The following is a 14,744-nucleotide window of genomic DNA, read 5'->3' on the forward strand; positions in this document are numbered from 1 at the left end:
CGGATGTGTACTAAAAACCAATATTCAATGAAAACTAATTTCCTGCTTTCTGTCCTTTGTTTGATCTATTTCATGAGTCCGGCCCAGACAAAAATTGATACTGCGGAGATTGTCCGGATTGGTGGGATCAGACAGTTGATCAGTATAAAAGGGGATAATAGGGAAAATCCTGTTCTTTTGATCCTGCATGGAGGACCTGGTAAATCACTGACAGCGATGTCTGACGGTTTTACAGATAAGCTGAAGAAAGAATTTGTAGTGGTCAACTGGGATCAGAGGGGGACCCCGAAAATAGAGGAACTCAACAACTCATCCAGTGATCTTAGCCTTGATTTACTTAAAAAAGATGCCCTGGAAGTTGTCAACTATCTGATAGAAAAATTCCACCAGAAGAAAATATTCTTACTCTCTCATTCCTGGGGTTCCGTCATGGGATTTGATATAGCGGTAAAACATCCTGAGCTGCTGTATGCCTACATTCCTGTCAGTCCGGTGATCGATGCTGATAAGAGTGCTCTTTTATCAGTAAACTCCCTTAAAAAATGGGCAGTAAAAACAGAAAACGATGAAGCGATCAGGGAATTGGAAAGCATAAAAATACCGTTTCGTAATAAGGATGATTTTTTTCTGGCTCAGAAATGGCTCTTCGTTCACAACGGAGTAGAGGGTGCAGGAACCGAAGATTTCAGGAAAATCTATTATAAATGGATGGATACCTGGTTTCCGGTCTGGAAAGAGAATGCAAAAACAAATTTATTCGGCACCGTTCCTGAGATACAATGTTCCGTTTATTTTTTCATCGGAAGGGGAGATAATCAGTCTTATTATACCATTGCCGAACAATATTATCAGTTTGTAAAAGCTAAGAATAAAAAGCTTTTTTGGTTCAAAAAATCAGGACATACCATTTTCAACACCGAACCTGAAAAACTGCAGGATTTGATCATTAAAAAAATCAAACCAAAATTTTATCAGGATTAAAGACAGAACTGAGGAAAAGCTAATGTTTTTGAATTCGCTGTTATGACCAGAAGCATAAACCATTTAGAGAAATAGCTGTATTTTTATATTTGAAGATCAGCGTTCTGAATACGTGTCCGGAATAAATGTAACATAATCAGTTTATTGTGATGAAAAGCCAGCAACATACGGGGATGGATCATTCTTCGGGAAATGAAGAGAAGCATTCAGTATATTCCATGTATTGGCGATTTGCCGTCATGGTCTTTGTGATGTTTGTTGCAATGTATTTCATTATGTTTGCTATGATTGACGGTTTTGAGAATCTTATTCCGAATCTGAATAACCTGTATATGACTCTGCTGATGGTTTCCGTAATGATGCTGATCGAATTATGGATGATGAGAAAAATGTATACCCATCCTAAAATAAACTGGATCATTGGTGCAATAGCAGTTATGCTTGGTGTATTTTCATGGTTTGGAATCCGGGAACAGATCAATATTGGGGACAGGCAGTTTGTAAAAGGGATGATCCCCCATCATGCTGCAGCGTTACTGATGTCTGAAAAAGCAAAGCTTACTGATCCGGACCTGATAAAGCTGAAAAAGAATATTCTTGAAACCCAAGCTGATGAAATTGAACTGATGAAACGTAAACTTAAAGAAATGGAAAAATATAAGGAGGATAAAAACTAATTTTATTGATTATCAAATTGTATAGAATGGCATCGTTTCAACCAATGATGCCATTTGTTTTATCTTATTTTTTAGAATTCCGGCTGAACGGAATAAATTTATAGGAGGAGAAATACGGAGATCCTATTTTTTAAAATAAATTAGCAGTTTGAATTGTCAACTTTCAAATACCCAAACTATTACTATGAAGAATCCAGTCGCTGTAAAGCCATTATTTATAAAGAAACGCTTAAAGACACCAGTATTAAAGAAAAGAACTATGCAAAGACTTTCATTACTTATGCTGTTGTTATTATCTGTTGCAGGATCTGGACAGCAGCGTCATCTGGAATTTGAAAATATATACCGTCAGATAAAAGATAAAAATTTCTTTAAAGCCCGGGATATTTTTAGAGAAACGAAAAAGAAATTGCCTGCAGACTATCTGTATTTTACCGAGGCGGTTCTTGACAATGCATTTAATAAACCTGAAGAGTCCAATCGGAAAATTCTCAAACTTTCAGGGTTGAAAACTGAACTTCCTGATTCACTTATGCTTAAAATTTCACATATCAAAGAAGATAACTGTATGAAACAGTATGATTATTCAGGAGCAAAAAATGCTGTAGAGGTAACTCTTCAAAAATATAATAATCTGCTTACGGAAGAAGAGAGAACGGATCTGAAAAACAATCTGAAAATCTGGACTGCTCTGGAGAAACAGCCCCGGCAGAAGGTCGTAAGAAACGGCAATACCCGCCTGAAAATGAAAAAGGATGTTGCTAACCTGAAAAATCTTTCCATAAAAACAGGGACAGATTCCATGAACTTTATCTTTGATACGGGAGCTAATATTTCTACTGTTTCGGCTAGTACGGCAAAGCGTTTAAAAATGAAAATCATTCCTGCAGATATTGATGTGGATGCCATCACCGGTATTGCTGTAAAAGCGGATCTTGCAGTATGTGAAAAACTGACGTTTGGGAATATCACCGTTGAAAATGCAGTGTTTCTTGTGTTTGCAGATCAGGCACTCAGCTTTCCGCAGATCAGCTATCAGATCAATGGTATTTTAGGATTTCCTGTCATAGAAGCTTTAAAGGAAGTTCAGCTTACTCAGGACGACTATTTTATAGTGCCTGAAAAAGAAACGAAAATAGCCGGTCCGTCCAATATGGCAATCGATGGCCTTACTCCGCTTATTTTTGTGGATGGTAAACATTTTACCTTTGATACCGGTGCTGATCATACTATTTTATATGCTCCTTTTTATCAGGAAAACAAAAAGAATATTGAAGCACGGTATAAGCCTGCCAAAATCAGTATGGGTGGAGCAGGAGGGAATGCAGAATATGATGGTTTCAAAGTGAATCATACCTTTCACATACTCGGAAAAGAAATCCTGCTGAAGGATATCAGCCTGTTGAAATCTAAAATTAATAAAGAAAATGTTTACGGAAATATGGGGCAGGATGTTATCCGTCAGTTCAATACAATGACTTTGAACTTTGATCAGATGTTCATTAAGTTTGATTAAAAAGAAGAGCTGATACATAATAATAAAAGACCTCATCAAGGAAGATCAGAAAAGGTAATTTATTAAAAATATAAAAGCTGTCTCCTGCATTTCATTTTGCAAATACAGGGACAGCATTTAATCAAATATATTAAAATTGTTGTGCTTTTCAGCTCGTGTTCTGTTTATTTACTCATTCTGTTTGATTTGTGGGTTATTATTAATCTCTTTATTCGGTATCTGGAATCTGAATTTATCAGGAGTAAGATTGAACCTTCCGAAAGTATGGTTCGTACCCGTATAAATCCTTTCCAGAGGGGTGTTCAGTCGTTTCATATCAAACCATGCGTAGCCTTCTCCCCAAAGTTCTATCCTTTTTTGCAGGATGATTTCGTTGATCAGATCATTTCCTGATTTTGATGACAGTGTATAGTTTTTATCCCTTTTTGAGGTGATATCAAACAGTATCTGCCTTGCTTCCGCTTCACGGCCCTGTCTTGCCAGTGCTTCAGCTTCTATATAATACAGAGAAGAGGCCCTGATATAGATATAATCTCCTTCAAAAAGGCTGGGATCCTTAAATTTCCAGCTTACATAGGCCGGGTAGTTTTTCGTTTTACCGTTAAAGGTATATTGGGCACTCTGGCTTCCGTTGAATACTTTTTTTCGGTAATCTGTTTCCGGAATGGCTTCGTAAAGTCTTTTATCTATAAGCTTACGGATTTGTGCAGCCCCGGCATACCCTTCGTTGGTATTATCAAACATTGAAAAGAAAGAAGCATAGTAGTTTCCGATACTCATTGTAGAAATCGTATTATGGAAGCCCCATATCACCTCAGGGTTATTGATGTTGGAAAATCCTGTAGTAGTATACTCGTTTTCAGTCATGAGCGCAATACCCTGTTTACTTTCATCAGCATATTTACCTGCTTTTGCATAATCTCCCGTTTGTAGAAATACCTCTGCAGCAATAGCTTTTGCCGTTCTCTGGTCAATCTGTGCTCTTGATGGGCGTGCAAAGCTGTCAAGTAAACCGATAGACTCTTCAATGTCTTTGGTGATCTGCCCATACACTTCAGACACTGTTGATCTTGGAAGCCCCTGGTTAGGATTACTGCTTGTCAGTACCAGCGGAAGTCCCGGATCAGACGGATGCTCTTTATAATCATGAGCATAGAATCTTACCAGATAGAAATAAGAATAAGCCCTTAATGCCAGCAATTGCCCTTTGATAGCTCTGTTCTTTGCATTTCCATCATTCTGCAGATCATCGAGGAGTTTATTGATGACGAATATTCTTGCATAAAAAGTAGTCCAGACGATTTCCGAGGCAAGATTGCTTGCGTTGGTTGCCTCATAATTATAAAACATTCCCAAATGCTGGTTGGTAGACTGAATAACGTCATTAGACATCAGATCAGCTCCCGCTTTTATCGCCATAATCCCGAAATCAGAATGGGAAGTGGTTCCTCCGGCTCCGTTGCTTCGGAGATCAAGGTAAATTCCGCCTAATATCTTTTCAGGCTTGGACTGATCATCGTTCAGCTGTTCACCGGATATATCTCCTTCCGGTAAAGTATTCAGGTCGCTGGCGCAGCTATTGGTAATAAAGCCTATGGCAAGTGCAGCTACAAAGTATTTTATTTTTTTCATTGTTTTCTTTTAAAATGTTAATTTAAAGCCTACAGAAACACTTGATAACAGGGAATACCTGTAGGGATCAGATACTCCGGTCAGTGAAGCCCTCGGATCATAACCTTTTCTTTTAGACCATAAGTAAAGATTGTTTCCTGTGAAATAGACTTTCAAACCGGATAAGCCGGCCTGCTGGGCAAAAGCATCAGGCAACTGATAAGAGAGTGTTACATCCTGTAAGCTGATGTAGTCAGATTTGATCAGATACAGCGTTGAATTTCCGTTCTGATTGGTCGCTGTAAGGTCAACTCTCGGTAATGCTGCCGTAGGATTTTCAGGCGTCCATGTTTTATCCAGATCAGTAGAATAATTAGAACCGTAAGTATCGGAATGGAATAAACTCCTGTAAATATCATCATAGCCGTATCCTCCAAACTGATAGGCAAAATTGACTGCAAGATTGAATCTTTTATAAGTCACATCCGTTCCGAATCCTCCATATACCTTCGGAATTGCAGATTTTCCTGTATTGTAATCGGTTGCTTCCTTGTAATTGTTGGTGATAACCCTTTCCTGCTGTTGAGTAACCGGATTGATGACGGTTCGGTACCACAGTGCATCCCCGTTATCAGGGTTTACTCCCGCAAACTCCTTCAGATAGTAGGTATACCGGTCTCCACCTTCAGTAAGGATAAATAAACCTGTAACGAGACCCGTGTTTCTTTGTTCGGCAGGTAACCGTGTAATCTTATTTTTATAGTGGGTTGCGTTGGCATACACACTCCATTGGAACTGTTCCGTGCGGAAAATATCAACGTTGATGTTGGCCTGTACTCCCCGGTTAGTCATATCACCGATGTTTCCGTATTTCACATAAGATCCGGCATTGGAAGGAGGAAGAGGAAGCGTATAGATCATGTCAGACACTTTTCTTTCAAAATAATCTGCATTCAGCGTTATTCTGTTTTTCAAAAGAGAAATCTCAAATCCTGCGTTCAGATTTTTGGAAGTTTCCCATTTCAGGTCTTTATTTCCCTGCTTTTTAAGGGATAAAACCGGTTTGCCATCACCAAAATTATTGATTCCGTAGATGTCCTGGTATGCATAATAGTCTCTGTTAGTACCATCCAGAAGGATATTATCATTACCCTGCTGTCCGTAAGACGCTTTCAGTTTTAAAGAACTGATCACACTGTTGTCCTTAAGAAAATCTTCTTTTGCTACATTCCATGCGGCACCCAACCCATAAAAATTTCCCCATCTGCTTTCAGGTGAAAATACGGACGAACCGTCTCTTCTGATGTTGGCATTAAAGAAATATTTTCCGTCATAATTATAAAGCAGCCTCGAAAAATACCCTTCTACAGCATATTCGTAGCCGTTTCCTGACAGATCTGTGATCTTTACGGCATTATCAAAAGAATGTGAGTCTGGTAATAAAAGCTGCTGCTTCGTTCCTGAAAAACCTTCATTTTTTATTTTGTTCAGCTCATGTCCAATCAGAATGTTGAAATTATGGTTCCCCAGCTTCTTCTGATAAGTAAGCAATTGCTGATGATTCAGAGTGTATTTGAATATTGATCCCTGGGTAATTGTTCCGCCTACAGAAGAAGAGGTTCCTCCTTCCGTATTTCCGAACTGAAGATTTTTTACATTTTCAAGATAGGCTCCAAAATTATAGGTAAAATCCAGGCCTTTAATAATCTCATAATTTAATCCAAGATTAAGGTTGGTGATATTGCTTACTGTCTGAGATTTATCCTTTTGTAGATTACCTACCGGATTTTCAAAAACCGCATATGACCTTGTGGCTCCGTTTGGACCTTGTCCGTCTCCATAATCATACAAAGCATTTCCATGGCTGTCATATAATCTCTGGTAATTATCATCTCTGAGAAATACCGGGTAAAAAGGAGATATATTTCTGGCAAACTGGAAAGGATTGGAAAAGCCACCTGTCTCCCCGAAATCCTGCTTGCTGTATGTGTAAGACAGGGCACTCGTCAGTTTTAATTTTGATGTGATGGAATAATCTACATTAGACCTTATTCCAAATCTCTCAAATCCGGAGGAGATCAGATACCCTTTATCATCCAGATAATTAAGAGAAGTATATGATTTCACCTGATCACCATTGGCATTGATTCCTAAGGTTGCTTCCCTTCTTAAAGCAGGTCTGAAAAGCAGTTTTTTCCAGTTATCCTGATAGAGAAGCTGTGCATCGGGATTAAAATTACCGTCTTTTCCGATCAGTTGGCTGAAAGGTACATTATAAGCATTGTATCCCAATCTGTTAAGTGCAGCCAGACCCACATCATGAGGGGTATTACCGGAAGGAACAGCTCCCGGCTGTTTTAATCTTGCGATTTCCCCGATTCTCCCCCTGTTATAAAAAGCCGTATAATAATCCTGTGGGGAAGTAAAAACGGAATAGTCCTGTATAGATCTGAAATTGACTCCGGTTCTCACATCAGCTTCAATGCTCAGCCCTTTATTTTTTCCCCGTTTGGTATTTACGATAATAACCCCGTTGGCTCCTCTTGACCCATACAGAGCATTGGATGACGCATCTTCAAGGAAAGAAATACTTTCAATATCTGATGCGGCAATACTGTTCAGGTTTCCGCTATAAGGGATACCGTCCAGTACAATAAGAGGATCGCTGGATGCATTGATGGAACCTATTCCTCTCATTCTGATGGTAGGTTGTGAACCCGGTTGTCCGGAAGAGATCACCTGTACTCCGGCCACTTTACCTCCAATTCCCTGAAGGATATTCCCATTTTGAAGGGTAGATAGATCCTTGGCTTTCAGAGACTGTACAGATCCTGTTATTTCTTCTTTTTTCTGCTTTCCGAAAGCGACCACCACCACTTCTTTGATGGACGTCTCTTTCGAAAGACTGTCTTTGGTCTGTGCAAAGGCATATTGTGCAGACAGAACCACAGCCAATACACCAATTTTGCATTGTTTTTTTCTCATTATATTAATCTTAGGTTTAAAAGTGAATGTGTGTATTACTGCCGGTCTCTGCGAATGAAAGAAAACAATTCCCTGCCTCCTTTTTCAGGGAGGTTGTGAAAGGTAAAACGTTAAAAAATTACAGGAGAGTATCCGGATTAAAGAAGTCTGGAATGATTTACTTTAATTCCTACAGTAATGATAGTATTTGCTTGAAAGTTATGACATCATCATTGGGCACATCATATCAGAACACATGTATTTGGAAATAAGATTGTGTTGTGAAAAAGCAGGCGCTGCAGAACACGTTTGTTGAGCAGGTAACGCAGCCTTGATGGTGCATAGGTAAGAATCAAAGTTGTTCTTATTCATGAGAATAAAGTTTATATATTTTTTTTAACTGGGTCAAAATTATTTAATAATTCATAAAACTTTGTTAAAAGAGGGTATGAGAAATATCATATAAGTCTACTGATTTAGTAGGGTAATTGAGTTAACAAATGTAACATTTTGATTATTAGTGTTTTACTGTTGTTTTGAGTACTGTGATTATTTAAAATTTCAGTGATGAATAAAAGTTAATAATATTAGTCTATTGTTTTTATAGACTTTTTGTTTATTTTATATCACTGATTTGTTGTTTTTACTGATTTTATTCTTTTATGTTGGAGATTGCATTATTGTTTTGGGAAGAATGAAATTTTCTTTATTCATTTATGCTAAACCGTAAAGTATACCAGGAAAAGAAATGTAAATTTGCGGCCTGAAAAATATGATAACAGGCTTGTTCGGTTCCTGAACAGATCTTGAGCATATTTGAAGCCACCATTATCCGAATAGAATTTAAGAAAAAACAAAGTGTATTACAGAGAACACAAAAAATATTATTTTAAAATTGATACCGAAAATAAAGAAGGTGTTGAAGTCTTTGTTGGGCAAAACGCAGGAAACCAGTTGAATAAGGATATCCTGAATGCGCAGGAAGAAGTTTTGATCATTTCGCCTTATATTGATGAATCTAAAGTAGATGATCTCCTGATGCTGAAGAATAGAGCGGTGAATGTGAGACTGGCATTCAGTGATCTGCGGCCGGAGCAATATGAAGATGTACTCCGGAAGCTTATTCATCAGCATAAGGTAACAGATGTAAAGAAAAAGGAAAGAAGAGAAAGCCTGAAAAGCATTTATTTTCTGACTGCCATAGCTTTGTTGTGCCTGGGGATCATTTCGCTGGCCTATTTTGGTATTCATATTATTGATGACCTCATCAATGCCAATAATTTTTTTGCTCTCTTGATTTCGGTTGTCTCTCTTTATGGGTTTTACCTGTGCTGGGAAAAGAAAACCGAAGTGGAAAAAATGGAGATTTACAAATACCATTACTCTGAAAACCTGAACTTCAAATTTATCCGGAATAACCGCTATGAAAGTAAATTCCTGCATTCAAAGATTTATGTGATCGATAGGAGAGTAGCTTACCTCGGATCATTGAACTATACCAAGAGCGGATTTACCACCAATTTTGAATCCCGGATCAGAATTACACAGAAGGAAAAAGTAAATGAGCTCATCCATTTTGTTCATGATATTTTTGAAGATAACGTTAATCTTAAGAAACATGAACTTTTTTATCTTGGCAAAAGAGTTTACAGAGAAGAAATGTATTGATCACTCATCATTTAATCTGCAATTTTGAATTAAAAAAAAAATTAATACAATAATTATTCTGCGGCATTATCAGGTTTAAGAAATTTTTTTTAATTTTAACAAAATAAATGAATCAGGTGGTTTGTTGGCAAAAAGCTTTCTAAGGCGTTTTTATCATCACTATTCTCTACATTTAATGATATGACTTCTATCCTGATCTTACGATTACCGGTCCTGATCATATCTTATGTGTTGATCTTTTATTCTAAATCAATACTTCTTTTTACCAGAAAAATTAATTATATTTTTGTAAATTATTGTATTCATAGGGTCAATTGTTCATAAACATTAAGAATGATTGATCGTATTAATCTAACACAATATTTATGATGAGAAAATATTTAACGTATATATTACTTTTGGGATTCCCGCTATTGGGAGCTCAGAATAAAGGAAATCAAAATTCTGATTATCAAAAGAGCTGGACCTCACTGGAACAGCAAAATGAGGCCGTTGCCTTTGATGCAGATCTGACATTGTCTGATGCTGAAAAAGCATTGGATCATAAACTGTCCGGATTAAGGCAACAGATCATGAGTGATGCGAAAGACAAAAAAATACCTTTATACAACCTGTCTTTCAACGAAATAAAACCGATGATCGAAAGCAGCAAATTGTTTGACGTCATCCGATCAATGCCTAAAGGAGGCCTGCTGCATACCCACAGCGGAGGGTTTACCGATGTGAAATGGGTGATAGCGACCGTAAGAAAATATAGAGAATGCTATGTTTATGATCAAAAAGATCAAGGAGACTATATTTATGGTCAGCTGGCTTTTTTTGAGAAAGGAAAAGTACCCGGCGGTTTTGTGAGCCTTGATCAGAAACTGATCTCTAATCCCGGTTTTGAAAAGGAATTGCAGGATCTTCTCATCCTGAAGCGTGATAATTTATGTTCTTATACCGATTACTGGATTGAATTCGAGAAACGTTTTCAGCGTATTAATCTGTTGCTGCCTTATCGTCCGTTTTTTAAAGAATATTATCTGAAAGGCTTTCAGGACCTTGTAAAAGATCATGTACAGCATGTTGAGATCAGATATATCTTTGGTGATCTTTACGATTTTCAGCACGGAAAATATTCTTCAAAAACAGCCATTACAGATTTGCAGGATATTGTTAAACAGACTCGCCAGACCCATCCTCAGTTCACCCTGAAGTTAATTTATTCAAGTTTTAAGTTTTTAGGACAGGATGAAGTGGAAAAGCAACTTGAAACAGCTTTTGAGTTCAAAAAGGAATATCCGGATCTGATCTCGGGATTTGATCTGGTGGCAGATGAAGCTACCGGTAAACGCATTAATTATTTCCAGGGAAACTGGACCCAACTGAAAGAACTTTCTAAAAAATACGGAGTAGAAATGCCGCTTTTCCTGCATGCCGGTGAAAGTAATTCGGTGTCGAATAAAAATGTTCTGGATATTGCTTTGCTGAATAACCAAAGAATCGGACATGGTCTGAATCTGATTTATTTTCCGAAAACAATGGAACTGATCAGAAAACAGAATAAATTGGTTGAGGTAAGCCCTATCAGCAACCAGGTTCTTGGATATGTGAGTGATCTTAGAAATCACCCGGCGAGAGTTTTATTAAGTAACGGGGTACAGTGCTCCATCAGCAGCGATGATCCGTCAGTCTATGGATACGAAGGACTCAGCTACGATTTCTGGATGGCTTTTGTGTATTGGGAATTAGATGTAAAAGCGATGAAAAAACTTGTTTTCAACTCAATCAATTACTCGTCTCTGAATGCCAGTGAAAAGAAACAGGCTGTTGAATACCTGAATAAACAATGGGAAGATTTTATTAAGAAGCAAACTGGCGGAAAATTTTAATATCCATAAAAGTCAAAAATCGGAATTTGAATAATTCCGATTTTTTTTTGTAATCATGCGTTTATGGTATTTCATAGAGATGATTATTTTTTTTGCCTGATCAGATCAGTTTATTTCTAAGAGAAAATTTAAGCTGTCAACGTATTTTCCGCTTTGGCCGGAAATGGCAATGAGTTTTCCGTCAATCGTATTTTCGTCACCACCTCTACCTCCACCTGAAATACTGCGGTTTTTGTTGGTAGTGAATTTAATATAATCAATGTATTTTCCGGCTCTGTAATCAATCCGTTCAACGAATTCATCATCTTCCAGAATTAAAGTCCCATCGTTGTCACCACCTCCTCCGCCGTGAGTAACGCCATTGATGATAATCTGGTCTACATATTTCCCGGCATGGATGCCGATAGATTGAACGATGGACATGTCAAAGAGAGAACCTCCGCCTCCTCCGATAGATTTAATGATGTAATGATTCATGATTCTTGTTTTTAAAGAGTTAATAACCTACTCGTCTGGCTTTTCGGTTCCGCCTCGTTTTTTGAGTGATTTCAGATCTTCACTGTCAAAAGCTTTTGATACAACAAATTTAGCGATGCCCCCGGCACAGAATGAGAAGGAGAATACTTGTTTTGAAAAATACGTATTTGCACCCGGTATAAGCAGAATCTATATTGTTTTAAAAAAATCGGCCATGTTTTTTCCTGAACAGAGATTCTGTTACAACTTCCCGGAATTGAGATACTTTTATGAGCTCTATTCTTCCGAACTTTGTCATACCAAAACAGGAAGAGTATTAATGTTTATCAAAATAAAGTCATATGCAAACAATATTAGGAGCCAACGGACAGATTGGTGAAGAGCTGGCAAGGGAACTGAAAAGAAATTTTACATCAGATATTCGCATTGTCAGCAGAGATGCAAAAAAAGTAAATGATACGGATGAAGTGTTTTCTGCAGACCTTTCGATCCGGGAAAAGGCTGTTGAAGCGGTAAAAGGTAGTGAAATTGCCTACTTTACATTGGGGCTTCCGATCAGTTCAGATCTTTGGGAAAAACAGTTTCCGCTTATTTTACGCAATGTGATTGATGCCTGTAAGATCAATGGGACCAAACTTGTCTTCTTTGATAATACGTATATGTATCCTCAGGATGATCATGTTTTGACTGAAAATACAAGATTTGCTCCGGTGGGAAGAAAGGGCAGGGTGCGAAGAGAAATGGCAGAAATGGTTTTGAAGGAAATAGAGTCCGGTAAACTGGAAGCTGTGATCTGCCGTGCCCCTGAATTTTACGGGCCGGGAAAAACGCAGAGCATCACCAACACGCTGATTTTTAATAATATCAAAGAAGGGAAAAAACTGAAAGTGCCATTAAGTGCAGATAAAAAAAGAAGTCTGATATGGACGCCGGATGCAAGCCGTGCCACCGCATTGATCGGAAATACACCGGATGCATTTGGACAGACCTGGCACCTTCCCGTAGATAAAACCCATCCAACTTACAGAGAATTCATCAGAACCGCTTCCGGAATTTATGGCCGGGATCTGAAATATTCCGTTGTTTCTAAATTTGTTTTTAAACTTGGCGCTTTGTTCAATAAAAGAGTGAAAGAATTACTGGAACTGCTCCCAAGATATGAACATGATAATGTATTTGATGATTCGAAGTTTAGAATCAGATTTCCCGATTTTCAGGTGACGTCTTATAAACAGGGAATCAGCCAGATCAAAAACGAACAGCTTTCTAACCAAAAATAAAATCAGTAACTTAGAAAGTATGAATTATGACTTATATTTATTAAGGCTATGTGCCTATGTGATTCAATAAAGAAAATCAATATGAAAACACCGGTGAAAGTCCAATCAATACACGCAATGCATCAATATCTGGGATTGAAAAAGCCTTCAAATCCACTGATAAGTGTATTCAGCTTTGATGAGGTAAAGCTTGAACCGGAAACAATTCTCAGTGCAATAGCCACGGATTTTTATGTAATTGCTTTGAAAAAAGACTGTGCCGGAGGAAAATGCAGGTATGGACAGCAATATTATGATTTTGAAGAAGGAATTATGTACTTTTTGGCACCTCATCAGGTACTGCAGTTTGAAGATATTCTCCTGAATGAGGTTGATGGGTTTGTACTGACTGTACATCCTGACTTTCTTCAGGGGTATCCACTCGCTGCAAAGATCAAAGATTATGGTTTTTTTTCCTATACTGCGAACGAGGCTCTTTATCTTTCTGAAAAGGAAGAAAAATCGATCATGGATATTATAGAAAATGTAGAACAGGAGATAGAAACCAATATGGATTCCTTTACCCAGGATCTTCTGGTGTCTAATCTGGAGCTTTTATTGAAATATTGTGACCGCTTTTATAACCGTCAGTTTTTAACCCGGAAAAAAATAAACAATGATCTGCTTTCAAAGCTTGACGGCTTACTGGATGAGTATTTTAAAAATGATCAGCTGATTCTGAACGGTATTCCTACTGTTCATTTTATTGCTGAGCAGTTGAATCTGAGCCCGAACTACCTGAGTGATATGCTTAGAGTGCAGACCGGGCAAACCACCCAGCAGCACATTCAAAACAGATTGATTGAAAAAGCCAAAGAAATGCTGTCTACCACGGAAATGTCTGTCTCTGAAATTGCTTACCATCTGGGATTTGAGCATCCACAGTCTTTCCACCGTTTATTTAAAAACCGGACCTCTTTCTCGCCTTTGGAGTTCAGGACTTCTTTTAATTAATACCTTGAGGAATGAGAATATAGGTCGAAAAATCATGAGTATTTCCCACTATCCAAAATCGGAGAATTGTTCTCAATCAATTTTATGCTTATTTTTTGAAAAAAGGCTCAGATTATAAAATCCAAGCCTAACTTTTTAACTTACCACTTTACGGGATAGTGTCTATTTCTTTATATTATTTTCATAGTAATCTCTACCATTATTGTGAATATTTATCATAAGCTTGTAAATAACTTAAAATAGACTTTGCGACAGTTTCATAAGTGCCATCTTTTAATATCGGTATATACTGGTCATAGCCTAAATCTTCATACCATACATCTTCATCTTCTTCACGAATTGATACTTTATCAATCACTTCTTTTTTACCTATTACTGATGTTCCAGCTTTAAAAAAAAGTGCCCAATTTGTTAATCCTGCTGGTTTACACTCTTCTAGTATTCTTGGAATATTACTATTAATTACACTCAACAAAAAAACTTTTTCATTAATATTTTCTTTTACAGAGCCATTTCCATCTTCCGGAATTGTAAAACCCATTGGTAATAAATAATATCCATCAAAATTAGGATCTACTTTATTTACAGTTTCTACCGGATATCCCAAAACATTATTTAAACCTTGAATAAATTTATCCAAATTATCTACTCCTACTGGCTCAACATTTTCTATTTTTAATAATTTCACTTTTATCATAGTTCT

General features: G+C 37.4%; 11 protein-coding genes. 7 read left to right on the forward strand and 4 right to left on the reverse strand.

What is annotated here, in order from left to right; all coding sequences use genetic code 11:
- The first annotated feature begins 27 nt into the window (after window positions 1-27).
- The 3 genes from ACTJJF_RS01340 (at window position 28) to ACTJJF_RS01350 (ending at window position 3,174) form a co-directional block, all read left to right on the forward strand.
- Window positions 28-981 carry an alpha/beta fold hydrolase gene (locus ACTJJF_RS01340; RefSeq protein WP_440698426.1) on the forward strand — a complete coding sequence of 318 codons (954 nt, stop codon included), beginning with the start codon at window positions 28-30 and terminating at the stop codon, window positions 979-981.
- Window positions 982-1,130: 149 nt separating this feature from the next.
- Window positions 1,131-1,658, forward strand: coding sequence for a DUF305 domain-containing protein (locus ACTJJF_RS01345; RefSeq protein ID WP_440698427.1), 528 nt, complete (start codon window positions 1,131-1,133; stop codon window positions 1,656-1,658).
- 259 nt (window positions 1,659-1,917) lie between these two features.
- Window positions 1,918-3,174, forward strand: coding sequence for a retropepsin-like aspartic protease (locus ACTJJF_RS01350; RefSeq protein WP_440698428.1), 1,257 nt, complete (start codon window positions 1,918-1,920; stop codon window positions 3,172-3,174).
- 168 nt (window positions 3,175-3,342) lie between these two features.
- Here ACTJJF_RS01350 and ACTJJF_RS01355 read toward each other — a convergent pair whose 3' ends face one another.
- Both ACTJJF_RS01355 and ACTJJF_RS01360 read right to left on the reverse strand, forming a co-directional pair.
- Window positions 3,343-4,806, reverse strand: a complete 1,464-nt coding sequence (locus ACTJJF_RS01355; RefSeq protein WP_440698429.1) for a RagB/SusD family nutrient uptake outer membrane protein — start codon at window positions 4,804-4,806, stop codon at window positions 3,343-3,345.
- Between the two features lie 9 nt (window positions 4,807-4,815).
- Window positions 4,816-7,770: a SusC/RagA family TonB-linked outer membrane protein gene (locus tag ACTJJF_RS01360; RefSeq protein WP_440698430.1), complete on the reverse strand. Its 2,955-nt coding sequence runs from the start codon at window positions 7,768-7,770 to the stop codon at window positions 4,816-4,818.
- An 837-nt stretch (window positions 7,771-8,607) separates the two neighbouring features.
- On the opposite strand from ACTJJF_RS01360, the gene ACTJJF_RS01365 reads away from it, so the two are divergent.
- Window positions 8,608-9,417, forward strand: coding sequence for a phospholipase D-like domain-containing protein (locus ACTJJF_RS01365; RefSeq protein ID WP_440698431.1), 810 nt, complete (start codon window positions 8,608-8,610; stop codon window positions 9,415-9,417).
- 365 nt (window positions 9,418-9,782) lie between these two features.
- Complete coding sequence (locus ACTJJF_RS01370) at window positions 9,783-11,291, forward strand: adenosine kinase (RefSeq protein WP_440698432.1); 1,509 nt, start codon at window positions 9,783-9,785, stop codon at window positions 11,289-11,291.
- 105 nt (window positions 11,292-11,396) lie between these two features.
- On the opposite strand, the gene ACTJJF_RS01375 is transcribed toward ACTJJF_RS01370, so the two are convergent.
- Window positions 11,397-11,768, reverse strand: coding sequence for a jacalin-like lectin (locus tag ACTJJF_RS01375; protein ID WP_312296675.1), 372 nt, complete (start codon window positions 11,766-11,768; stop codon window positions 11,397-11,399).
- A 341-nt stretch (window positions 11,769-12,109) separates the two neighbouring features.
- Between ACTJJF_RS01375 and ACTJJF_RS01380 the strand changes: the two genes are divergently transcribed.
- Together ACTJJF_RS01380 and ACTJJF_RS01385 are read left to right on the forward strand one after the other, a co-directional pair.
- Window positions 12,110-13,048, forward strand: a complete 939-nt coding sequence (locus ACTJJF_RS01380; protein ID WP_440698433.1) for an NAD-dependent epimerase/dehydratase family protein — start codon at window positions 12,110-12,112, stop codon at window positions 13,046-13,048.
- 81 nt (window positions 13,049-13,129) lie between these two features.
- On the forward strand, window positions 13,130-14,041 hold the full coding sequence (locus ACTJJF_RS01385) for a helix-turn-helix domain-containing protein (protein ID WP_440698434.1): 912 nt from the start codon (window positions 13,130-13,132) through the stop codon (window positions 14,039-14,041).
- A 199-nt stretch (window positions 14,042-14,240) separates the two neighbouring features.
- On the opposite strand, the gene ACTJJF_RS01390 is transcribed toward ACTJJF_RS01385, so the two are convergent.
- The gene (locus tag ACTJJF_RS01390; protein WP_312296680.1) at window positions 14,241-14,738 is read right to left on the reverse strand and encodes a hypothetical protein; all 498 of its coding nucleotides are present in this window, start codon (window positions 14,736-14,738) and stop codon (window positions 14,241-14,243) included.
- Window positions 14,739-14,744 lie beyond the last annotated feature (6 nt).

The sequence above is a fragment of the Chryseobacterium sp. 22458 genome (genome assembly GCF_052044975.1).
Taxonomy (GTDB): Bacteria; Bacteroidota; Bacteroidia; order Flavobacteriales; family Weeksellaceae; genus Chryseobacterium.